Origin of the sequence: Sphingobium sp. SYK-6 (assembly GCF_000283515.1) — a bacterium.
Taxonomy (GTDB): Bacteria; Pseudomonadota; Alphaproteobacteria; order Sphingomonadales; family Sphingomonadaceae; genus Sphingobium; species Sphingobium lignivorans.
The window spans coordinates 803,672-825,492 of record NC_015976.1 but is presented as its reverse complement, the minus strand read 5'-3'; the positions used below and the strand labels follow the sequence as shown (position 1 = coordinate 825,492).

General features: G+C 62.8%; 16 protein-coding genes. 4 read left to right on the top strand and 12 right to left on the bottom strand.

Going from position 1 to position 21,821, the window contains the following annotated elements; genetic code table 11:
- Positions 1–203 precede the first annotated feature (203 nt).
- A complete protein-coding gene (locus SLG_RS20765) occupies positions 204–3,227 on the top strand; it encodes an NACHT domain-containing protein (protein WP_083853302.1) in 3,024 nt (1,007 codons plus the stop codon).
- 53 nt (positions 3,228–3,280) lie between these two features.
- Here the strand turns inward: SLG_RS20765 and SLG_RS03820 are convergent, their stop codons facing one another.
- The 11 genes from SLG_RS03820 to SLG_RS03770 form a co-directional block, all read right to left on the bottom strand.
- A complete protein-coding gene (locus SLG_RS03820; RefSeq protein ID WP_014075101.1) occupies positions 3,281–4,279 on the bottom strand; it encodes an amidohydrolase family protein in 999 nt (332 codons plus the stop codon).
- Between the two features lie 12 nt (positions 4,280–4,291).
- Positions 4,292–4,960, bottom strand: a complete 669-nt coding sequence (locus SLG_RS03815) for an RraA family protein (protein WP_014075100.1) — start codon at positions 4,958–4,960, stop codon at positions 4,292–4,294.
- Complete coding sequence (locus SLG_RS03810) at positions 4,960–5,631, bottom strand: RraA family protein (protein ID WP_014075099.1); 672 nt, start codon at positions 5,629–5,631, stop codon at positions 4,960–4,962. The genes SLG_RS03815 and SLG_RS03810 overlap by 1 nt, the downstream gene beginning before the upstream one ends.
- Before the next feature lie 26 nt (positions 5,632–5,657).
- Positions 5,658–6,668, bottom strand: coding sequence for a protocatechuate 3,4-dioxygenase (locus tag SLG_RS03805; protein WP_014075098.1), 1,011 nt, complete (start codon positions 6,666–6,668; stop codon positions 5,658–5,660).
- 111 nt (positions 6,669–6,779) lie between these two features.
- Positions 6,780–8,084, bottom strand: a complete 1,305-nt coding sequence (locus SLG_RS03800) for an MFS transporter (protein WP_231848747.1) — start codon at positions 8,082–8,084, stop codon at positions 6,780–6,782.
- Between the two features lie 104 nt (positions 8,085–8,188).
- Positions 8,189–8,965, bottom strand: a complete 777-nt coding sequence (locus SLG_RS03795; protein ID WP_014075096.1) for an alpha/beta hydrolase — start codon at positions 8,963–8,965, stop codon at positions 8,189–8,191.
- On the bottom strand, positions 8,962–9,390 hold the full coding sequence (locus SLG_RS03790; protein ID WP_014075095.1) for a Zn-ribbon domain-containing OB-fold protein: 429 nt from the start codon (positions 9,388–9,390) through the stop codon (positions 8,962–8,964). The genes SLG_RS03795 and SLG_RS03790 overlap by 4 nt, the downstream gene beginning before the upstream one ends.
- 8 nt (positions 9,391–9,398) lie before the next feature.
- Entirely contained in the window at positions 9,399–10,571 is a 1,173-nt protein-coding gene (locus SLG_RS03785) for a thiolase family protein (protein ID WP_014075094.1), read from the bottom strand.
- A 3-nt stretch (positions 10,572–10,574) separates the two neighbouring features.
- Positions 10,575–11,381, bottom strand: a complete 807-nt coding sequence (locus SLG_RS03780; protein WP_014075093.1) for a crotonase/enoyl-CoA hydratase family protein — start codon at positions 11,379–11,381, stop codon at positions 10,575–10,577.
- A 4-nt stretch (positions 11,382–11,385) separates the two neighbouring features.
- Complete coding sequence (locus SLG_RS03775) at positions 11,386–13,470, bottom strand: acetate--CoA ligase family protein (RefSeq protein WP_014075092.1); 2,085 nt, start codon at positions 13,468–13,470, stop codon at positions 11,386–11,388.
- A 162-nt stretch (positions 13,471–13,632) separates the two neighbouring features.
- Positions 13,633–16,530 carry a TonB-dependent receptor plug domain-containing protein gene (locus SLG_RS03770; protein ID WP_014075091.1) on the bottom strand — a complete coding sequence of 966 codons (2,898 nt, stop codon included), beginning with the start codon at positions 16,528–16,530 and terminating at the stop codon, positions 13,633–13,635.
- A 340-nt stretch (positions 16,531–16,870) separates the two neighbouring features.
- On the opposite strand from SLG_RS03770, the gene SLG_RS03765 reads away from it, so the two are divergent.
- Both SLG_RS03765 and SLG_RS03760 read left to right on the top strand, forming a co-directional pair.
- Positions 16,871–18,037, top strand: coding sequence for an acyl-CoA dehydrogenase family protein (locus SLG_RS03765; RefSeq protein ID WP_014075090.1), 1,167 nt, complete (start codon positions 16,871–16,873; stop codon positions 18,035–18,037).
- Entirely contained in the window at positions 18,034–19,158 is a 1,125-nt protein-coding gene (locus tag SLG_RS03760) for an acyl-CoA dehydrogenase family protein (protein ID WP_014075089.1), read from the top strand. The genes SLG_RS03765 and SLG_RS03760 overlap by 4 nt, the downstream gene beginning before the upstream one ends.
- Before the next feature lie 12 nt (positions 19,159–19,170).
- On the opposite strand, the gene SLG_RS03755 is transcribed toward SLG_RS03760, so the two are convergent.
- Entirely contained in the window at positions 19,171–20,250 is a 1,080-nt protein-coding gene (locus SLG_RS03755; protein WP_014075088.1) for an aldo/keto reductase, read from the bottom strand.
- Positions 20,251–20,339: 89 nt separating this feature from the next.
- Here SLG_RS03755 and SLG_RS03750 point away from each other — a divergent pair, with 89 nt between their 5' ends.
- The gene (locus SLG_RS03750) at positions 20,340–21,800 is read left to right on the top strand and encodes an aldehyde dehydrogenase family protein (protein ID WP_014075087.1); all 1,461 of its coding nucleotides are present in this window, start codon (positions 20,340–20,342) and stop codon (positions 21,798–21,800) included.
- Positions 21,801–21,821: the final 21 nt, after the last annotated feature.

The following is a 21,821-nucleotide window of genomic DNA, read 5'->3' as shown; positions in this document are numbered from 1 at the left end:
CTTACGACGGATCGGCCGACCTCTCTCGGCATCAGACTGGCCCGGCTGGAGCGATCTGGCCGGGCTTTTTGCGGGTGGGACCACTCCGCCGGCCAGATCCTCAAGGCCGGATTCATTCACCCGAATATCGGCCAGCAGCCCATCTGGCACCTGATCTATTAACCTAAACGGGCAGTATGAGATGTACCGCACGCTAAATTCGCTTGATTAAGATCAAGAGTCCAAGGCAACAGAGGTTTGACAAAGGGAGGAATGAAGTGGCGTTTCCCGCGGACTTAGCGACAGGCCTTGTGACGTCTGCCTTGTTTGAAGGCTTGCGCAAGCCCTTCATCTCTTTCATGGCTCTCGATAAGCGTAGAAAAGAGATCATCGCCGGCGCTTCTGGTACGCATTCTCATGCGCAAACCAACCAAAGTCGCCGACTTGAATCGGCCATGTCTGACCTAACGCAAGTACTAGCGACGGAATTCGGGGCCTACACCACGTCCATAGAACGATTTCTAATAGAACTGCGGTCAAGTGCAATTCCTGCCACTCTCTATAATTATATTTCACTCGGCAGGGATGGAAACGACTTATACCCAGCATTTAAGCTGATCTATGAGACTTTTTCCCCTCTTCCTTTTCCTTGTGAAAAATTATTTAGCTCGTATGTGGCAGCATTGCGAAGTCATATCGACTTTTCTGTAAAGGATCCGACTCTTCTAGAAATAATTAGAAAGCAGCACGATGATATAAAGGGCGAGATTTCTAAGATAGTAGCATCCCTTCAGCAGGCCTCAACGCTAAAAGCTTTGACGACCGAACAATTCATTGAAGCTCGCCTCAGAGTTTCAAAATCTATAGAAGCCTTGAACAGAGATATACCAGTTGAAACAGAACGAGGAACAAAAAGAGTTCCAATAAAAAGCCTAGTTATACCCGCAAGGCTTCAGAAGTTTTCTCATGAAAATTTACCGGCTTCTGGCGAAGATATCCCTGATGGTCCAAGCGAAAAACTGATTGATTTTCGTCGCTCATTGCGACGCGCCGTCGTCTTAGGCGACCCAGGTGGCGGAAAATCTACATTAACTCAGCACCTATGTTACGATCTAGCAAAACGACTGACTCTAGACATTTACTCCAACGCCGACAAGATGGACGACCGGGATATAAGATTGCCGATCCGGGTTATTGTCAGAACCCTGGATAGTAATCAAAAAAAGAACCCCAGTTATTCAATAATAGATTACATGGTAGACGATATCAAAGATGCTTTTGATAATGATAAAAACCTCGCTGAATTATTTGTTGTGACAATACTAACTACCGGAAAAGCTCTGCTGTTATTTGATGGACTCGATGAAGTTTTAGAGGTTGCTAGACGAAAGAGTATGGTTTCCCAGATTGAGCGGTTCTGCACGGCATATGCAGGCTGTGCAACTCTGATTACTTCGCGCTTAGTTGGCTATGTCGACGCACCACTCGCCGAAGAGTATCAAACCGTAATTTTGTCGCGCTTGTCACCTAACGAAGTTGAACTTTTTGCTCAAAAACTGATCAAAGCAATTGGCGGCCAGAACCGAGACCCAAAGGCACTTGCAGCAGTATTCATAAAACAAACCGAATCTAATGCCCGAGATCTTAGAAGAAATCCGCTTCTTCTCGGCCTCATGGTTTACATCTTCATGGAGCGAGGAGATGTACCAAATAATAGGCCGGAGATATATAAAGCATGTTCTCAGCTACTGTTTTTGAAATGGGACCAAAGACGCGACATAATATTTGAATACCCGGATGACTTCGAGTTACTAGATTTGTTTGGGTTTATAGCGGTCAAAATTTTTGGAGATTCAGAATCGGAAGACGGCGTCACCGAAGAGTGGATTCTAGGCCATCTGCGTTCATTCTTCTCAGATTGGTACAATGATCAGGCGAAAGCCGTCGCTGCGTCTAAAGCACTCGTCAATTTTATCACCGGCAGAGCGTGGGTGATGTGCGATGCTGGGCCGAAAATTTATAAATTCACTCATCGTACTTTCTTGGAGTATTTTGTCGCTCGCCGAATTGAATCCGAGGCTGAGAGCGTAGCTAGCTTGCTTGAAGTACTTTATCCGAAGGCAATTGCTGCTCAGTGGGACGTGGTAAGTCATTTGGCCTTGCAGATGGCAGCTAGCAGCGGCCCGAAAGCAGAGAAGGCCGTGGATGGCTTATTAGCGCTGTTAAACTCTCACCGCCGTCAACCAGTGGAAGAGCTCAATTTCATCTCTTTTTTCTGTCGCGCGCTCGAGTACCTTCCTGTACCGGATCCAAAATATCAGAATGCTATTCAGTTCATTATTGATAGCATTATCGAATTAGCTATGAGCTTCAGCTTCTCTAGCACTTCATTGCTATCCGTGCTCTCAAAATCAGGGCGCAGAAAGACGAAATTAACAGACGACGTTTTATTTGGACGTTTCGATCATCTCTGCAGTTCTGGCGATGATGGGAAGACGCTGGTCAAGTCTATATTGATGGAACGTGACAGCCTGTATCGCTTTAAGGGATCGTATGATTCTCTTGCCGCGGGCGAGCCTTGGATTGCGCACATTAAGAATAAGTATAAGATCGATTTTTGGGAAGACGCTCTGATTGAGCCTGTCTCTGCAATTAAATATTATATTATATATGGTGATCGGTTACATGATATCTGGAATATTCACGGAATAAAATTGTTTTACGCGAATGCCGATGAACTCGCGCCTTCGGTCTATAATAATTTTAGATATATTTTTGCTAGAAATGTGTCATTTGATCTAAGTTCAAAAAATCGTTCCCTTGAGTTTGAGATACTCGATCTTTTTTCCGTCGCCATTTGCCAAAAAGCGGTGACCCCGAGCGCAGTCGTAGTAAGTAATACATATATTCATGAAGTCCACGATATCATTGATGAGACCTGGAGAGCATTATACCGGGAGGCGATGCTCACTCGGAAGCGTCCTAATCGTAGGTCGAAACTGTGGATCAGATGCTTGATCGTGCTGCTTACGTTCGTAGAAGAGATGCAGCCCTATGAGCTCAGCCGCCCCAAATACCGTAGGAGCAAAAAGATAAAAGTTATGTACAAGAGGTCCAAACTTTTTGATCGCTTCCTCCCTCCGGAGATTGGGGAAGAAATTCTTGAATTTGCTGATCGCGCAGGTGAGACAACTATGTTTCGTGAGTGGTTAATAGGCGAAAGAAGCTTTTCGCCCTTAGCCGTTTAGGATTCTGAATTAGTTTACGTCTCTCCCAGTCGATGATCAGACCTACTAGATCCTCAAACCTCCAAATTAAACACCTTCCGCGCATTATCCTCAAAAATCAGCTTCTTGTCGGCGTCGCTCAGGAAGTCGAATTTCTGGATGAAGGGCGCGATGTGGTCCATCTGCTTGCCGGTGGCGGGATCGATGGTGGAGCCGACGCCGGGGCATTCGGAGCCGAACAGGCAGCGCTCGGGGCCGACGGTCTCGATGAGCAGCCGCAGCGCGCCCTCGGTGTAGAGCACGGTATCGAAATAGAGCTTGGCCATCCGCTCGGAGAAGAGGTGCTTGCTGCGGCGCGACTGGGATTCAAAGCGGCCGAGCTGATAGGGGATGGCGCCGCCGCCATGGCTCACCACCACCTTGAGCTGCGGAAAATCATCGAACACCGATGAGGTGCAGAGGTTATAGGTGGCGATCGTCTCTTCATTGATGAAGTGCAGCGAATAAGGCGAGCGCTCGGACTGGGAGCCGGTGGCGTGGATATGGGCGGGCAGGTCCAGCTCGCACAGCTTCTCGTAGAGCGGATACCAGTAGCGGTCGCCCAGTGGCGGGGCTTCCTCGGCGCCATTCTCATAGGGGTCCGGGTTCAGCAGGAAGCCCTTGAAGCCCATGGAGACGCAGCGGTCCATCTCCGCAAACACATTCTCGATGGGCTCGCCCGCCACCTGCGGCAGGCCGGCGACCGGGATGAACATCTCCGGGATCAGCGTGCACTGGCGGTGGATGAGCGTGTTCACTTCCTCGCAGAACCAGTGGACGACGCGGGCGGGCTTGGCCGAGTTCATCATCTGGAACGGGCGCGGCGAGATGAGCTGCATGTCCGTGCCGTGATTGTGCAGCAGCTCGATGTGCCCGTCCGGCCAGGTCTCCTTGTGGTGCGCGGCGGCAATGATCTGCTCGTCCGTCACCTTGACGCCCCCGCGCCCATGCGAGCCGCGATGCGCGAGCAGGCTCGCCTTATAGGCCCAAAGCTCCACCGGAGCGCTGACGTGACCATGGCAGTCGATGATCATCGGGTGATCCCCTTATTTCTGACGTGTCTGAAGGCTGTGATATTTGAACTGTTTGCGCGCCTCATCGAGGCGCATGCCGGTGCGGCAGGCGGCACGGATACTTTCCTCGGCGGCGTGGATCTCCTCGGCGGCATCGAGCACCGCCTCCTCATGCGCTTGCGGGATGACGATCACGCCGTCCGGGTCGCCGCGTAATATGTCGCCGGGCGCCACACGGGCGCCACCGATGTTGACGGGGCAATTGGTGACTTCCACCTGCACCCGGTCCTTGCCGGTGCGCATCCAGTGACCCTTGCTGAACACCGGATAGCCCAGCGCGCGGCAGAGCGAGACATCGCGGCTGATTCCGTCGATCACCGTGCCGGCGAGGCCCCGGCGATGCGCGATTTCGGTCAGGATATCGCCCCAGATGGTGGCATCGTCCCGCCCGCCATTGTCGATCACCACGACATGGCCGGGGGGCACGTCATCGATATAATCGCCCACTGTTCCGGGCGGGGTCGAGGCCGGGCCGCAGAGCATGGTGTAGGCGCGGCCGGCCATGCGGAAGTCCGGATCGCGCCCGGCGATCTGGTAGCATTGGCCGACGATGCCGAGCCGGTCGAGCGCGTCGCTCAGCGTGGCGGTGTCGAGCGCGGCGGCGCGGGTGACGTTGGCGTTTTCGGTCTGGTCTTCCGGCATCAGTTATCGCCCTTGAGCATATATTCGTAATTGGCGCCCAGCACGGCGCTGGCACTCTCGCCGGTCGCCAGCCTGCGCGTCATCTCGCCCTCACGCCGCACGATATCCTCGGCGGCATCGAGCACGCGGGCGATGTCAGCCGGCGCGATGAACACCGCCGCACTGGAATCGCAGATCACGTAGAAGCCGGGCTCGACCGTGAAATCGCCCACCGTCACCGGCACGTCGGTGGCGTCCTCGTACACCCGGTTGCGCGCGGTGCGGGCGGTGTAGCCCCGGCAGAACACCGGGAAGCCGATCTCGCGGGCCTCGTCGACATCACGCGCCAGCCCCTCGCAGATCACGCCAGCGACGCCCTTGTGCTGCGCCCCGCGCGACAAAATGCCGCCCCAGCAGCCCGCATCGATCCCCGTGCGTTGCTCGACCACGATCACATCGTCCGGCCCGCTCGCATCGATCGCCGCCGCGCCCAGATGCACCGGCGGGCGATCGGCAGGCGCGTTGCCGGCCTTGAGCTTCACCGTATGCACCCGCCCCGCGATCCGCCTGCCCGGCGAGGCCGAGCGCAGGCCGGTCACGCAACCGGCAAGCCCCAGCTTGTCCAGCGTGTCCGATACCGCGCAGGCATCCAGCTTGCGCAGGCGCGCGACATGGGGGTCTGTTGCAGTCATCATCCATCCTTTGAAAACGCGTTGGCTTATTGCCAGGCGACGAAGCCGTTGGCGGTGCCGGTCCCGGCTTCGGAGCGGTAGCAGGGCTCATAGCCCACCACGTCGCCCTTCAGGTCCGTGTCGAACAGCGCGCCGGCCGCCGCAATCCAGGTCTTGAGCTCGGAGGTGCCGGACTGGAGATGCTTGTCCTCGATGGCGCACAGCGTCTCCGCGTCCCGATTGCGCAGCGCCTCGAAGAACATGCGGTCGAAATCCTCGTCGATGACGAAGTGGCTCATCCCGCCCGAGCCGAACACCGCCACGCGCAGGTCCTCTTTCCAGCTGCGGATCGCCTTGCCGACCGCGCGCCCCAGCTCGAAGCAGCGCCGGGCGGTCGGCTGGTTCGGCGGGAAGAAGGTGTTGATGATGATCGGCAGGTTGGGCACCACCTGATCACGCATGATCTGGCGGTAGATGAAGCCGAGCGAATGCGGCGCGCCGCTCGACCAGTGGCCGGCGGGCTCGGGCAGTGTCTTGGAGACCGCCAGATCGAAGCCCTGCGGCACCAGCGTTTTGCACACATGCATGCCGAGCTCGGGCTGGCAGGGATAGTCCCGGCGCTCGGGCGGGCTATGCCCCCATTCCGCCTCGTGAATGCCGGGTGGCATCCGCGCGGCCTGCTCGGGCGTGGCCGGCTGGTCCCAGATCGTCTCGCCGAGATAGACAGTGATCGCCGGCGTGACATCCTCCAGGAACAGCTCCCGCTGGTCATTGCCCATGATGACCGCGACGTCGATCTTCGCGGCCGCGAAGCGGTCGGCCATGTCGGCGATGGCACTCTGGCACCCGGCCGCGCGTCGCTCGCGCTCGGGAAGGGAACAGGCCTCCGCCAGCTTCTCGCCGCTGCGCAGCGAGACCAGTTCCTCGAAGCTGTATTCCTCGCCACGGAAGGGGTGCTTCCGCTTCAAATCCGCGGAAACCCGGAGCGTCCATTGCTCCGGCGTGGTGGACAGGGTCGGCCCGTGCGACGTCCACATACCCAGCACGATTTCGGCCATATCCTCTCCCAGCCTCCTCTTCGGCACCGCATTCATATTGTAGACTGAGTAAACAATATAAATGTCATATGCAACTTTGTTCGATCGCGGAATTGTCCCGATCGCGCTTCCTCAGTCCGGGATTTTGGCGGTCGCGGAGCGCAGCCTGTCGCGGTAGAGCGGGCGGACGAACGTCAGCAGGAAGGCCGCGAACACCGCCAGCGCGGAGAACAGCCCGAAGCCCGAGCTGTAATGGCCGGTCGTGTCGTAGATATAGGCCAGCGTGACCGGCCCCACCGAGGAGCCGAGCGCAAAGCACCCCGTCACGATGGGCAATACCTTGTCCATGTTGCGGGGCCCGAACACATGCTTGGCCAGCACTGGCCCCTCGCACACGAGACCACCATGGGCGAGGCCCAGCGCACAGGTGAAGATGATCGCGGTGGAGAGGCTGGACACCGGAAATGCCAGCAGGACCATCACGGCAATGAGCAGATACCAGGCCGAGATGCCCTTGACCGAGTAGACATCGAAGAACTTGCCGGCCACGAATTTCGAGAAGAGGCCGATGAGCGACGTCAGCGAGAGCAGCCAGGCGGCGGTCTCCCGGCTGAGCCCGACTTCCTGCACGAAGTAGAGCTGCATATTCTGGAACAATCCCTGGTCCACGCCGGCGATGATGAACACGCCGATGGTGATTCCCCAGAACATCGGCTTGCGGATCAGTTCGCCATAGGTCACCGGAATGTCCGCCGCGCGCGTCGCTGCGGTCAGCGCGGGACTGGGCGGGACGCCCTTGGAGGAGAGGCTTTCAGGGAGCAGGTCCTCCTCGCTCGGGTTCTGCTTGACGAACATGACCAGAGGCACCGAGATCGCGAGGATGGCGACGCCGATCAGGGCATAGGTCGTGCGCCAGCCAAGGTCCGGCAGCAGGGAGGCGATCACGATGGGGAAGACGACGCCGCCCGCGCTGCCGCCGATCAACGCCATGGCGCTCGCAAAGCCGACATTGCGCATGAACCAGCGTGCCACCATCAGCTTGATGCAGAGCAGCACGGCTCCCTGGCCCAGACCGATCAGGAAGCCGGCCAGAAAATAGGTGGTGATGGACGTCACGTTGAGAAAGGTGAAGAACCCCAGCGCCTGGATAACGAGCACGGTCAGGAACACCGGTTTCAGACCGAAGCGTTGCACTGCGGGCCCGATCAGAAAGATGGCGACGACAGCGCCGGTCACCCCTTTCCAGGCATAGATGCCGGTCGCCTGCGCACGGGTCCATCCGAACTCCGCCACGACCTCGTTATAGAGGAGCGACAGCGAATAAGTGGGCCCGCCGAACGACAGGAAGAAAATGACGAAGCCCGCCGCAACGACCCACCAGCCGGGATAGTGAATGCCGGTGGCAAGCTTGCCGTCCGGCGCGAGATTGGTTGCCATCGTCATCCTCTCCATGGAATCCGCGAATCTTTTGGTTTATCTTTTGAGGGCAACGCATCCCATGCGATTGCTGGGGGTGTCAACATATTCGTTGTCATAGACAACTAACCAGCTTCCGCCGGATGAGGAACCGCTTCGCCGATCAACCCGACCCTGTGGAGAAACGCCCGGGTGCGGGCATGAGCGCGGGCGATCTCGTCCGGCGGATGATCCTTGGGCAAATGATGATCGCTGCGCATCGTCACGAGTTCGGCGCAGACGCCATGTCCCGAGAGGCTTTCCGCCAGCCGCGCGGCAGCGGCATAAGGGACGCGCGGATCGCGATCGCTATGGACCAGCAGCGTGGGCGGCAGCCCTAGCCGCGCGAGAGCTTGTGGAGACAGCGCCCGCGCCAGACCATCGGGATCCGCCGAAGCCGTCAGCCATGCCACCGGCTCGCCGGCGCGCTTGCGCTCGTCATGATAAGCGGCGAGATCGGCATGGGCGCTCCAGGCCAGCACCGCGCGGGGTTGCCGCGCGTGCGTGTAGGCGACCGCCAGGGCAAGCGTGGCGCCTGCCGAATGGCCACCGATCAGCAAGCGGGTGGTGTCGACCCCGTAGGCAGCGCCCTCGTCTCCCAGCCAGTCCAGCGCAGCGGCCGCATCCTCGACCGCGGCGGGTGCCGGCGCTTCATCCGCGAGCCGGTAGCTGGCCGAGACGACGGCCAGGCCCATGGCGCACCAGAAAGGCGCATGCACGGCACCGGCCGCCTTGTCGCCCATGCGCCAGCCGCCGCCATGGAGATAGAGCAGCGCGGGATGCGGCCCATCGCCCGCGGGCAGATGGATATCCAGCATTCCCTGCCAGCCCGCGAGGTGCCGATAGGGAATGTCCGCGATCATGTGTCGGGCTGGAACAGGAGAAGGTGCCGCCCGTCCGGCAGCGGATGCCAATAGGGCTTCACGCGAAGGCCGGGCCTGAGATCTTCTTCGGCACAATGGATGATGTTGCTCATCACGTTCACGCCCTCGTCCAGCGTCACCATCGCCAGCACATAGGGCTCATGATCGCGGAACGGCGGGCGGGCACGCCGCACAATCGTGTGGCTGAAGAGGGCGCCGCGCCCGGACACTTCCCGCCACTCCAGATTGTCCCGCCGGCCCGTGTAGATGCTCGTCGGGCGCGGATAGAACTGATAGGCGCCGGCAACCTTGTCATACTGGACGAGCAGCCGCTTTTCCCGGCTGGCTTCCCAGAAGGGGCGCGAAAAGCTCCGCTCGGGTGGCAGCGGCCGATCGATCGAGAGCAGGTCATTGATGTCGGTCATGCCTTGCCTCATGCATTGGAAGAGAGGATCAGCACGGTGCTGCTGTTCCAGTTTCGGCCGTAAGGAATGCCGCCGATCCCCGTGACCAGCGCATGGGCCGTATCGCTGACCTGTCGGCTGCCGCCTTCCCCGAAGAGCTGCCGCACAGCCTCGACCAGATTGGTGCCCCCACCCGCGAGCCCGCACTGGCCGGCAGAGATCTGCCCGCCACCCGTATTCAGCGGAAGATCGCCCGAGAAGCTGAAATCCGTTTCCCGGATGAAGGCTGCGCCCTGCCCGTGCGCGCAGAAGCCGAGCATCTCGAGCTGCATCATGATGGCGATGATGAAGTCGTCATAGGGATGGAAGGAGCCGATCTGCGCCGGGCGCAATCCGGCCTGTGCGAACGCACGCTCGCCGGCTTCCCGATGGCCGGTCAGCGTCGGATCGACGATCGCGCTTGCCGCGCCGACATTGGTGCGCTCGCCATAGCCCACCGGCACGGCGCAGCGCGTCAGGCCGCGCTGCTCGGCAGTCTTGCGGCGCGTGATGAGAATGCCGCTCGCCCCGTCGCACGGCATCACGCAGTCCAGCAGGCGGATCGGGTCGTTGATCATCCGCGAGTGCACATAATCGTCGACCGTGATCGGCTTGCGCAGCTTCTCGCAGGCATTCTCGTTGAGGACCGCGTGCGCACGCTGCGCGACCGCGAGCTTGCCCAGCGCGCGCGCATCGAGGCCGAAGCGATCGTCATAATAGCGGCTCAGCATGCCGAAAGCGGCCGGTGCGCCGAGATAGCCATAAGGCGTGGTCCATTCCGCGCCATAGGAACGCGGCCGGCCATTGTTCTCCGCCACGGCGGTGTCCGCAAAAAGGCACAGCACCGTATCGCAAAGACCGGCATCGATCGCGGCGGCGGCCCGCGCGACCGTACCTACCGGCGAGCTCCCGCCGATATCGACCGTCTGGCAGAAGTCCAGTTCGAGCGCGAGCTGGTCAGCCGTGGTCTGCGACCAGAAGATATTGCCCGCGCCGGTCGAGGATGAGGACAGGATCAATCCATTGATCTCCCCTTTCTCGAAACCGGTGCGTTCCAGCAGCGAGTCCAGGATTTCCGCACCCAGCTCCCAGACATCGACGTCGCTGCGCAGCACGATCTTGGTCTCGGCATAGCCGACGATCGCCATGTCACTGAGCGCCACCGGTCAGCCCTCCCCGTCCGTCGTGGAGGGCGGCGGCGCGGCCACCTTGTTCTCGCCGCGCTCGATGAAGGCAGCGATCCGGCCGGCGCCTTCGCTGTTGCGCGATGCGCCGCCGATCAGGCCCTCGAAGAACAGGCCGTCGCCATGGCCCATGTCGCCAATGCGTGGCAGCGCGGCGCAGATCGCCCAGTTGGTGTTGGGCGCGTTGCTGGCGATCTTGAGCGCCAGTTCGCGTGCCGTCTCCATGGACTGACCCGCCGGCACGACATATTGGCAAAGATTGGCCCGCTCGCCTTCCGCCGCGCTGAGGACGCGGCCGGTGAGCATCATGTCCGCCATGCGCGCATAGCCCATCAGCCGCTGGATGCGCACCGCGCCCCCACCCCCGACGAAGATGCCGCGCTTGCCTTCCGGCAGGGCGAAGAAGGTCGTCGCATCCGCCACGCGCACATGGCACGCCGATGCGATCTCAAGCCCTCCGCCGATGCAGGCGCCTTCGAGCGCGGCGATCCAGGGGATCGGGCCGCGCGCGATCAGGTCGAGCGGCACCGTCCAGCGTCCGCGCTCCCAGGGTTTCGGCGCGCTGCCGCCCTGCATGCGTGAGGCGGCCTCGGCCAGATCGAGCCCGGCCGAGAAATTGCCGCCATGGCCGAACAGGATGCCGACCCGCGCTTCGGACACGGCGCGCTCGAAGGCCTCGTGCAGATCGGCCATGACGGCCGCGCTGACCGCATTGCGCTTGGCCGCCCGGTTGATGCCGATGAGGGCGACATCGCCTTCGAGCGCATAGGTTGCGAATGTGTCGCTCATCGCCTCACCCCACCTGCTTCGTGATGACAAGGGCGTCGACAGCGGTCAGCCCCTCCCCCTCGGGATGAACGAAGACCGGATTGAGATCGATCTCCTCGATGTCCGGCACGGTCGTCATCAGGCGGCCGACCAGTGATGCCGTGCGCGCCACGGCCTGGACGTCGACCGGCGGCGAACACCGGAAGCCCTTGAGCAGCTTCGCGGTGCGCAGCTTCATGATCTCGGCCAGGATGTCCGCTTCCGCCATGTCCGCCGGAAGCAGGCGGGCATCGCCCAGCGCCTCGACCCAGATGCCGCCGAGGCCGACCAGCACGACCGGCCCCCACTTCGCATCGCGCTTCGCGCCGATCATCAGTTCGAGGCCCTTGGGCGCCATCCGCTCGACGAGCACGCCGTCGAGGACGAGGCCGGGCTGGGCACGGGCGATATTGTTCTGCAGGTCCTGCCATGCCGCGCGCAGTTGCGCGGCATCGCGAATGCCCAGCAGCACGCCGCCCGCTTCCGTCTTGTGCGCCAGGGCGCCTGCCTGCGCCTTAATGGCGACCGGGTAGCCGACGCGCTCGGCAATGGCTTCCGCCTCATCTGGGCTCCGGGCGAGCCCGCCGTCCGGCACGCGCACCCCGATGGCCGCGAGCAGCTGCTTGCCCAGCCACTCGGGCTGCGGGCCGGCGCCCAGCGCGGGAAGATCGGCGAACGGCGCATGGCTTACCGAGCGCGCGGCGCGTTCGAGCGACCGCCCATGATGCGTCACGCGCGCAAGCGCCGTCATCGATCGCTCGATCGACCGGCTGAGGATGAGCTGGTTCTCGCGGATTGATGCCTCGAAGCCGGGGTCCAGTTCGGGCGCGGGAAAAGCCAGGATCGCGGGGCGCGCCTTCCCCTTGATGGCATCGACGAAATAATGGCCATAGCCACGCTGCGAGGCGGCCGTGCCACTGTTGATGGCGATCAGCACGCTGCCGACCTCGCTGTCCGCCATGAGGGCATTCGTCCCCATCGGCATCAGCTCGGGCTGGAAGATCGCCTGCGTGCCGAGATCGAGCGGATTCCGGGGCGGGATGAAGACAGGCAATTGCGGCGCCAGCGACGCGCGCGTCTCTTCCGAGAGCGCCGGCATCTCCATGTCCAGCTTCTCGAAATAATCATGCGCGATCGCGCAGAAGCCGCCGGAAAAGGTCAATACGCCCGGCCCCTTGGTGGGCGGGACGGGATAGCGGGCGAGCAGTTCGATGACGTCGACCCATTCCTCCAGCGTCTCGACCAGCACCACGCCCGCCCGTTCGAGATGAAGCTGCATCGTCGCATAGTCGCCGGCGAGAGCGCCGGTGTGCGACTGGATCGCTGCCTTGCCCTTCTCGCCCCGGCCGGGATGGATCGCGACCAGCGACTTGCCCGCGGCCCGCGCGCGCCGCGCCGCCGCGAGAAAGGCCTGCGGATCGCGCACTTCCTCAAGGTAGAGCGCGATGACGGCGGTTGCTTCGTCCTGCGCGAAGAAATCGATGAAGTCGGGAATGCCGATGCCGGCCTCGTTCCCGGTGGATACGGTATAGGCGACCGGCAAGTGCCGCGCGGCAAGATTGGTGCTGGCATAAGCCATCAGGCCGCCACTCTGGGACACCATCGCGACGGCCGGATTGGGATTGTCCTGTTCAAGGCGCGCGACCTTGCGGGCATTTGCAAAGCCGATCGGGAGGCCCTGCACGAGATTGGTGTAGCCAAGGCAGTTCGGCCCGAGCAGGGCAATGCCGCCCTCCTGCGCAATCTTCACCAGCTCATCCTGCCCGGCGCGGTTGCCCGCTTCGGCGAAGCCCGAGGAAAAGACCGTGACCGCGCGCACCCCACGCCGCGCACAGGCCTCCAGCGCATCCTTCACCCCCGCCGCGGGCAAGGTGAAGACCGCCAGGTCAATGCCTTCGGGAAGCTCGTCCACGCTCTGCGTGACGGGATAGCCGTCGATCTCGCCCTCGGCGCGGCCCACGACATGGACGTCGCCTGCATAGCCGTTGAGCTGGAGATTGGCGAGAACGGTGCGGCCCGCCGTCTTTGGCTTGGCGGAGACGCCGATCACCGCGATGGATCTCGGCCGCATGAAGAGGGCAACTGCCTCCGCGCCCCTGGGTGATTCGGTTCTGGCGGGCAGCAAGGTGGCAGTCATGTCATTCCAATCGTGAATCCGGGGCGCTTTCCGTCCGCCCTGCCAGTGAGGGGATGAGAGCGGCGGCCGCATGCATCGGCCGCCGCTCCTGTGTCTTCAGAAGCCGAACCGCACGCCGACTTTGTAGGCGCGGCCGATACGGTCGTAGAAGCCGGCCAGCTGGGTGTTCGGGAACGGCGGATCCTTGTCGAGCAGGTTGTTGATGACGGCGTAGAGCTGCACGCGCTTGCCGTCCCGCTCCATCAGCGTGACGTTGCCCGACCAGTAGAGATACAGGCGCGAATTGACGTTCATGTCCGCGACCGAGATCGGCGAGGCAGGATTGTAGTCGGGGTCCCCGGGCTGGACGAGCGTGGCATCCACGATGCCGCCGTCGATCCAGCGTGCGGTGAGCGAAGTGCCCCACTTGCTTGTCTCGTAGTTGAGGCTGGCATTGAGCTGCCAGTGAGGAACGCTCGTCGCGCCCGTGTTGAGGCCGGACGTAAATCCGCCGAGCTGCCCCGCGCGGTCGATCACGCTGCCACGGGTCTGGATGATGCCCGCCGCATTATAGGACGGCGCCACGCCGAGGCCATCGTCTGAGGTCAGCTCCGCGACATAGGTGCCGAACAGGCGCGTGGTCACCCGGCCGGGCCCCATGTTGAAGCGATAGCTCAGCTCGAAGTCCACGCCGCGCGTCTTGAGCGAGGCCAGGTTCAGCAGCTGCACCGTGACGGAGTCGATCTCGGTCGCCGCGCCGCTGCCCGAGAGCTCGACATTGTTGCAGAAACTTCCCGGGCTTCCGGCCTGGATCTCCGCATAGCAATTGTCGAGGATCTGCTGCGCCGGGAAGCTGGCGATCGCGCCGCCGATATCGATGTTGTAATAATCGACCGACGCGGAGAGCCCGGGCAGGAAGGGCGGCGAAACCACGGCACCGATGGTGAAGGTATTCGCCTTTTCCGGGGCCAGCGTAGCGCTTGGCGCGAAGGAGACGGTGTAGGAGCGCGAGACACCGTTGAACGGATTGCGCAAGGTCGATTGCGTCGAGGTGACCGAGAAGAGTTCCGCGCTGTTCGGTGCACGAATGTCGCGCGAACGCGTGGTCCGGAACCGCAGGCCGTCCAGTGGCTCCCAGGTCGCGCCGAGCTTCCAGGTGGTGACGCCTCCCGAGGTTTCATAGTCGGTGTAGCGAACCGCGCCGTTCACATCGAGCGAGCGGAAGAAGGGCATGTCTCGCGCCAGCGGAACGAGCACTTCGACATAGCCTTCCTTGGTCACGAACGCGCCGGAATAGGGAGCGGGGTTCGAGAAATTATACGCACCCGCCTCGGCCAGCGAGTCCACCACGCTGCGCGCGCTGTCCCGCCGATACTCGCCGCCGATCGCGAAGGCCACGGGCCCGGCCCAGGTCGAGAAAGGCTGACCCTGAAGATTGACGGCCGCGACCGTCTGGGTCGTCGTGATCGACTGGAACTGCGTCCCGTTCACATAATCGACCGACTCCGGCGACATGGCGCCCAGTCCGAAGAGATTGAGCGGAACACAGCCCTGCGCGCGCGCCGTTTCGTTCCGGCAGACGATCTGGCCATTGGGCAGCCGGATCGCATCGAAGGCCCACATGAAGTTCTGCTGGATGCGCATGTTGCGGATCTGGGAGTCGAGCTTGTTCTCGCCATATTGCACATAGGCATCCCATCCCCAGCTATTGCCGAGATCACCCTTCAGGCCGGCAGCAAGGCGATAGGTGCTGTTGAAATTGACGATCCGCGTCGAGGAAAAATCGGGATTGGACCGGCCGAGCACGAAGGACCGGATATTGTTGGCGTCCATGATCGAGGCGACCTCGGCCGGCAGGAACGCGTTGTCCCGCTGGATGATGACGGCCCGGCCACCGCTCACGGCGGTGTCGCGCGGCATCGGCCCCGAATAATCGGACCCCGAGCGGCCATAGCTGCCCTCGGCGAAGAAGCCGATCGAATCGCTCAGTTCATAGTCCATGTGACCCATGACGACATGGCGATCGATCGGGAGAACCAGCGTGTGGCCCAGGCGCGGCGGCGTACCCACGGAACTCGACATGTTGTAGGATGATCCGCCCGAATTCTGGCCATAAGTGAACGAGCCCACGACGCCCGGATCGGGGAAATAGATTCCGCGCAGCACATCCACGCCGTTTGCCGGGTTCTCGTCGCTGTTGTTGCCGAGGATGACGCCGCCGGGGAGGGAATTGATGAACCGCACGCCGCTCGCGAACATGCGCGAAGGCGTCCCCGCCGGCCGGTTGGCGGCAAAGGACACCGATTCATCATAGCGCCGGCTCCATGCCCGCTCCTCGAACGAGTCGATGCCGTCCGACTTCACATATTCGCCGCCGATGACGAAATGCCCGCGCCCATCCGCGAAGCTCGTGCCCCAGGCGAGCCCGACGCGGCGCTCGAAATTGTCGCCCTCCTCCGAGAGGCCGAGCGAAAGATCGCCCCGGAAACCCTCGAACGTCTTGTTGACGATGACATTGACCACGCCCGAAATGGCGTCCGAGCCGTAGACGGCGGACGCGCCGCCCGTCACGACATCGACACGCTCGATCAGCACGGTCGGAATGAGATTGAGATCGACCTGGCCGGTGGGCGATGTCGGCACGTGCCGCCGGTTGTCGACCAGCACCAGCGTGCGGATGTTCCCCAGCGCGCGAAGGTCCGCGAAGGTCGCGCCGGAAAGATTGGATGACTGCGTGTTCGTCTGGTTGGTCACGCTCGGCCGGAACGAAGGCACTTCGTTGAGGAAGTCGCCGATGTTCGTCGCGCCGCGCTCCGCGATCGTCTCCGCGGTCATGACGAGTGTCGGCGTCGGCGCGTCGAACCCGCTTCGGGCCACGCGCGACCCGGTGACGATGATGTCCTGAGCCTGTTGCGCCGTCATTTCCTGAGCCGCCTGCTGCGCATGCGCCGGCGACACGAATGCCAGGACACCGCAAGCCGCGACGGATGCGAGCAAGTACGTTCCGCGAGCCATATTCCTCTCCTCCTTGGCCGCGAGATCGAGTGTCCCGCTGGCGTTTGAAAACTATCGACCGCACCGGTCAAGTCAATACTATGGTATAACTATATTATCTTTATCCGCCAGAGCCGGATGGCACTTCCAGTCTGAGCCGCGCTGCCTTGGCGTGGCCGTCCGCTTGCGATCATCCGCCTCCTCCCAGCCCTGGGCCGGGCTTCAAGCCACTCGCATGGCCGATTCGATTGTTGCGCATATCGATGCTAATGACAACTATATTTCTTCAGTCGCTTTATATAAAGCTGCTTGTCATATAAACGCGTCGAAGCGGCCAAAGCCGCCTTGCGGAGGGAGAGAGATGTTTACGGCTCAGGAACAGGAATTTGCGGAGGAAGTGCGTCAGTTCGTCCGGTCGCATTGTCCGGCGGAGGTGCGGGCGAAGGTCTGCGAGGCGGCAGGCATAACCGCCGCCGAGCGGCAGGCCTGGCACAGGGCGCTCCATGCGCGCGGCTGGACAGCGCCGCATTGGCCCCCCGAGCATGGCGGCACGGGCTGGAGCGCCATCCAGTGCTATATCTTCGCGGAGACGCTCGCCGAGGAAGGCGCGCCGGACCTGGGCTCCTTCGGGCTGAAGATGCTTGGGCCCACGCTCATGCATTATGGCACGCAGGCCCAGAAAAGCCGCTATCTCCCGCGCATCCTGTCGGGCGAGGACATCTGGTGCCAGGGTTTTTCGGAACCGGGCGCCGGATCCGACCTCGCTTCGCTGAAGACGCGTGCCGAGCTTGTCGACGATCACTGGGTGGTCAATGGCCAGAAGATGTGGACGACCATGGCCCATGAGGCGAACATGATGTTCGCTCTGGTCCGCACCGATCCGGCGGCGCCCAAGCCGCAGATGGGCATCTCCATGCTGCTGATCGATCTGGCCAACACGCCCGGCATCGACATCAGGCCGATCATCCTGCTGAACGGCGAGCGCACGACCAACGAGGTTTTCTTCGACAATGTGAAGGTCCCGGCGGCCAATCTGGTCGGCGAGGCGAACAAGGGCTGGACCTATTCGCGCGTGGTGCTCGGCAATGAGCGGCTCTCCATCGCACGGATCGGCATCAACCGCCGCCAGCTTGCCCGGCTCAAGCGCATCGCCGGCGAGCAGGGCCTTACCGCATCGCCGACGTTCCGCGCGCGCATCGCGGAAGCGGAGATCGAGCTGGCCGCGATCGAAGCCCTTGCCATGGGGATGCTCGCTCGGGTCCGGGCCGGCTTCGTCCCGGGCATCGAAGCAAACATGCTCAAGATCCGGGGCTCCGAGTTGCAGCAACGCCTCACACGCCTGCTGGTCGAAGCGGCTGGACGCGGCGCGGCCCGCCATGGCGCGGAGGCTCGCGATCCGGATCGCCCCTGGGAGCACCGGCTGTTCAAGAACCACTTCGATACGCGCGTCGTCAGCATCTACGGCGGCTCGAACGAGATCCAGCGCAACATCATCGCGAAGACGCTTGGCCTTGGAGGCGGGAAATGACCATTTCGACTTTTGCGGACCCGGCCCCGGCCATCGACCAGACCGACGACTCCGAGGACATCCGTGACCAGTTGCGCCAGTCGCTGGAGACGGTTCTGGCCCGCCACTATAGTTTCGAACAACGGCGCGATGCCCATGAATCCGAAGCGCGCGAATCGGCGGCGGCCTGGTCGGCCTATGCAGAGCTCGGCCTCCTGGCCTTGTCCCTGCCCGAGGAGCAGGGCGGCCTGCCCGCTGCCTTTGCAGACATCGCCATGGCCGCCGAGACCATGGGCGGCGCCATGACACTGGAGCCCTATATCCCTACGATGGTTGCGGCACGGCTGATCGCCGCGGGCGCGACGCCGGCGCAACAAGCGGCCTGGTTGCCCGGCATCGTGGAGGGCCGCCTCCGCGCGGCACTGGCGCATGAGGATGACGGCGCGCGTCCCGTCCTCGCCATTCGGCACGGGGATGGCTGGCGCCTCCGGGGCCGCAAGCTCACCGTTGCGGGCGGCGACAGCGCCGATATGCTCATCGTCTCGGCCCGGCTTGACGATGCGATCGCCCTCTTCCTCGTGCCGGCCGACGCGGTGGAGCGGCGCGCCTATCGCTGCTTCGACTGGACGGGCGCGGCAGACATCCTGCTCGACGATGTCGACCTGCCGACCGATGCACGGCTGCCTTGCGGCGAGGACGTTCTCTCCGCCGCTCTGGACGAAGCGACGGCACTGGCTTGCGCCGATGCGGTCGGCAGCATCCGGGCTGCCAACCGGCTGACGCGCGATCATACGCACACGCGCCGCCAGTTCGGCCGGAGCCTGGACAGCTTCCAGGTCCTCCAGCATCGCCTTGTCGACATGCTCATCGATGAGGCCTTTGCCGCCGCGATCACCGATACCGCCATCGCCGCCTGCGACGGGAGCGATCCGACCGCGCGAATGCGCGCCGTCTCGGCGGCCAAGGTCAGGGTCGGCGAAGCCGCGCGCCTCGTCGGCGAGCAATGCGTGCAGCTGCACGGCGGCATGGGGCTGGTGCAGGAATATCAGGCCGCCCATCTCTTCGCGCGGCTCGGCCTGTTCGAGCTCTCATATGGCGATCGAAACCATCATCTTGAGCGCTATGCCGCCCTCACCTTGTAGCGCGGGGCGGGATCAGCGGCGTGCCTGGCTGGGCGAGCCGCCACCGGTGGGGGGCGCGACGCCGTTGATCCGTGTCCCGCCACTGATCGATCCCATCGCCCGCCGTGCGAAGTCCGCGGGATAGGGCATGGCGGGCCGCCCCACGTCCTCCAGCGCGGCGATATCCTCCGGCGCGAGCGTGACGCTGCTCGCGCCAGCATTTTCCTCCAGCTGCGCGAGATCGTTCGCGCCGATGAGAATCGTGGTCACGCAGGGCCGCGCGAGCAGCCATGCCAGCGACACCTGCGCGGGGCTCACGCTCATCCGATCCGCAATCTCCGTCACCACCGCGAGAATGCGTTCCGCCTTCTCATCGAGGACGCGCGCCAGGAACGCGCCCCGGCCCTCGGCGTCATGATTGGCCGTATCCTCGCGGCGGTAGCGGCCGCTCAACGCCCCGCTCTTGAGCGGCGACCAGGCCGCGATCCCCAGTCCATAGGCCTGCGCCATCGGCACATGCTCGATCTCGATGCTCCGCTCCATGAGCGAATATTGGAGCTGCAGCCCGACGATCGGTGTCCTGTCGCGGAACTGCGCCAGCCAGTGCGCTTCCGCCACTTGCCATGCCGGCAGGTTGGAGAGGCCGACATGCAGCAGCTTGCCCGCCCGCACGAGATCGTCGAGCGCCCGCAGCGTCTCGTCCATCGGCGTCATGGGATCATGGATGTGCATCCAGTAGAGATCGATCCGGTCCGTCCCGAGCTTGCGCAGCGAATCCTCGCAGCTCTGGATGATGGCCTTGCGACCGCCCCCGCCGGCATTGGGATCGCCGGCATGCACGTTCGATCCGAATTTGCTGGCGATGACCATCCGGTTTCGGACGCCGGGATGCGCGGCAAGATAGTCCCCGACGATCGTCTCCGCTTCCCCGCCCCCATAGCTGTTGGCAACGTCGAGAAGATTGCCGCCGAGATCGCGATAGCGCGATATCAGTTGCCCGGCCGCCTTGCCATCGAGGCTCCACGGCTGCCCGCCGCCGAAATTGAAGCCGCCCAGCGCCATGCGGCTGATGCGCAGACCGGATCGACCGAAGGTCACGAAATCGTCGAGCATCACCCCTCCCGGCACTCATTGCTATAACTGTACAACCATCATATCTTTTAAGTCGCAGGTCGCAAGCGCCACGGGCCTCAGGAGAGCAAATGAACGATATCCAGACAATGATCGCGCCGTCTCTCACGCGGCATCCCCTCGCAACCGCCATGCTCATCGGCGGGGAGATGATCGCCGGGGATGGTCAGCCCCTGCCGGTGATCGATCCGGCGACGGGCGAGGCTTTCGCCCTTGCCCCGGCGGCCACGCGCGATGATCTGGATCGGGCCGTCGCAGCGGCGCGGGCGGCCTTCCCGGACTGGACGGCCCGATCGCCGGAAGACCGGCGCGCAGTCGTTCACGCCATTGCCGCGCGCCTGCGCGAAAGGGCCGAGCCGATCGGCGCGCTGCTCACGGCCGAACAGGGCAAGCCGCTGAGCGACGCAATCGGCGAAATCCGACGCGCGGCCGATCATATCGAAGCGCTGACGATGCTCGATCTCTCCGACCAGCTGTTGCGCGAGGACGCGCGCGAGCGCGTCGAGATTCGCTACCGGCCGCTCGGCGTGGTCGGCGGCATCACGCCCTGGAACGTGCCCGTAATGCTCGCGATGGTGAAGGTCGCGCAGGCGCTTTACACCGGCAATACGATCGTCCTGAAGCCGTCCCCCTTCACGCCCCTCTCCACGCTGGCGATCGGCCAGGCCATCGCCGACATCGCGCCCGCTGGCACGGTCAATATCGTGAGCGGCGGCAATGATCTCGGCGCGTGGATCACCAGCCATCCCGGCATCGACAAGATCAGCTTTACCGGCTCGGTCGCCACCGGCCGGCGCGTGCTGGAAAGCGCGGCGGGCACCTTCAAGCGCGTGACGCTGGAACTGGGCGGTAATGATCCCGCCATCATCCTGCCCGACGCAGATCTCGACCTCACGGCCGAGGGCATCGTCCGCAGCGCCTTCGCCAATTGCGGGCAGGTCTGCATGGCGATCAAGCGCGTCTTCGTCCACACCTCTCATTATGACGCTGCGGTCGAGGCCCTCGCCACGCGTGCTGCGGCCATCAAGACCGGACCGGGCACTGCGCCCGATACGCGCATGGGGCCGCTCCAGAACCGCATGCAGTTCGAGAAGGTGGCCGCCCTCCTCCGCGAGGTGAAGCAGACCCCCGGGGCACGCATCGTCACGGGCGGCACTGTCCACGAGGGGAGCGGTTATTTCATTGATCCCACGATCGTCACTGGCCTCCCGGACGACGCGCCGCTGGTGCGCGAGGAGCAGTTCGGGCCGGTCCTCCCCATCCTGCGCTATGACGATGTCGACGATGCGATCGCGCGCGCGAATGCCACCGAGTTCGGCCTTGGCGCGTCGGTCTGGACGCGCGACCTGCGCGAGGGCGCGCGCGTCGCCGGGCATATGCAGGCTGGCCTCGTCTGGGTGAACCGGCATGGCGGCAACGGGCGGGACGTGCCGTTCGGCGGCGCCAAATATTCAGGCTATGGCCGCGAGCAGGGCGTCGAGGGCATGCGCTCCTACATGGAAATGCAGGTCGTGACCGTGCCGGTCGACTGAGCGCATGCGCGCCCTGCCGGT

What these genes read in the sequence shown, in the direction of transcription:
- SLG_RS03820 (WP_014075101.1), bottom strand. Translation starts at nt 4,279, where the DNA reads ATGATCATCGACTGCCATGGTCACGTCAGCGCTCCGGTGGAGCTTTGG.
- SLG_RS03815 (WP_014075100.1), bottom strand. Translation starts at nt 4,960, where the DNA reads ATGCCGGAAGACCAGACCGAAAACGCCAACGTCACCCGCGCCGCCGCG.
- SLG_RS03810 (WP_014075099.1), bottom strand. Translation starts at nt 5,631, where the DNA reads ATGACTGCAACAGACCCCCATGTCGCGCGCCTGCGCAAGCTGGATGCC.
- SLG_RS03805 (WP_014075098.1), bottom strand. Translation starts at nt 6,668, where the DNA reads ATGGCCGAAATCGTGCTGGGTATGTGGACGTCGCACGGGCCGACCCTG.
- SLG_RS03800 (WP_231848747.1), bottom strand. Translation starts at nt 8,084, where the DNA reads ATGGCAACCAATCTCGCGCCGGACGGCAAGCTTGCCACCGGCATTCAC.
- SLG_RS03795 (WP_014075096.1), bottom strand. Translation starts at nt 8,965, where the DNA reads ATGATCGCGGACATTCCCTATCGGCACCTCGCGGGCTGGCAGGGAATG.
- SLG_RS03790 (WP_014075095.1), bottom strand. Translation starts at nt 9,390, where the DNA reads ATGACCGACATCAATGACCTGCTCTCGATCGATCGGCCGCTGCCACCC.
- SLG_RS03780 (WP_014075093.1), bottom strand. Translation starts at nt 11,381, where the DNA reads ATGAGCGACACATTCGCAACCTATGCGCTCGAAGGCGATGTCGCCCTC.
- SLG_RS03775 (WP_014075092.1), bottom strand. Translation starts at nt 13,470, where the DNA reads ATGCGGCCGAGATCCATCGCGGTGATCGGCGTCTCCGCCAAGCCAAAG.
- SLG_RS03770 (WP_014075091.1), bottom strand. Translation starts at nt 16,530, where the DNA reads ATGGCTCGCGGAACGTACTTGCTCGCATCCGTCGCGGCTTGCGGTGTC.
- SLG_RS03765 (WP_014075090.1), top strand. Translation starts at nt 16,871, where the DNA reads ATGTTTACGGCTCAGGAACAGGAATTTGCGGAGGAAGTGCGTCAGTTC.
- SLG_RS03760 (WP_014075089.1), top strand. Translation starts at nt 18,034, where the DNA reads ATGACCATTTCGACTTTTGCGGACCCGGCCCCGGCCATCGACCAGACC.
- SLG_RS03755 (WP_014075088.1), bottom strand. Translation starts at nt 20,250, where the DNA reads ATGCTCGACGATTTCGTGACCTTCGGTCGATCCGGTCTGCGCATCAGC.
- SLG_RS03750 (WP_014075087.1), top strand. Translation starts at nt 20,340, where the DNA reads ATGAACGATATCCAGACAATGATCGCGCCGTCTCTCACGCGGCATCCC.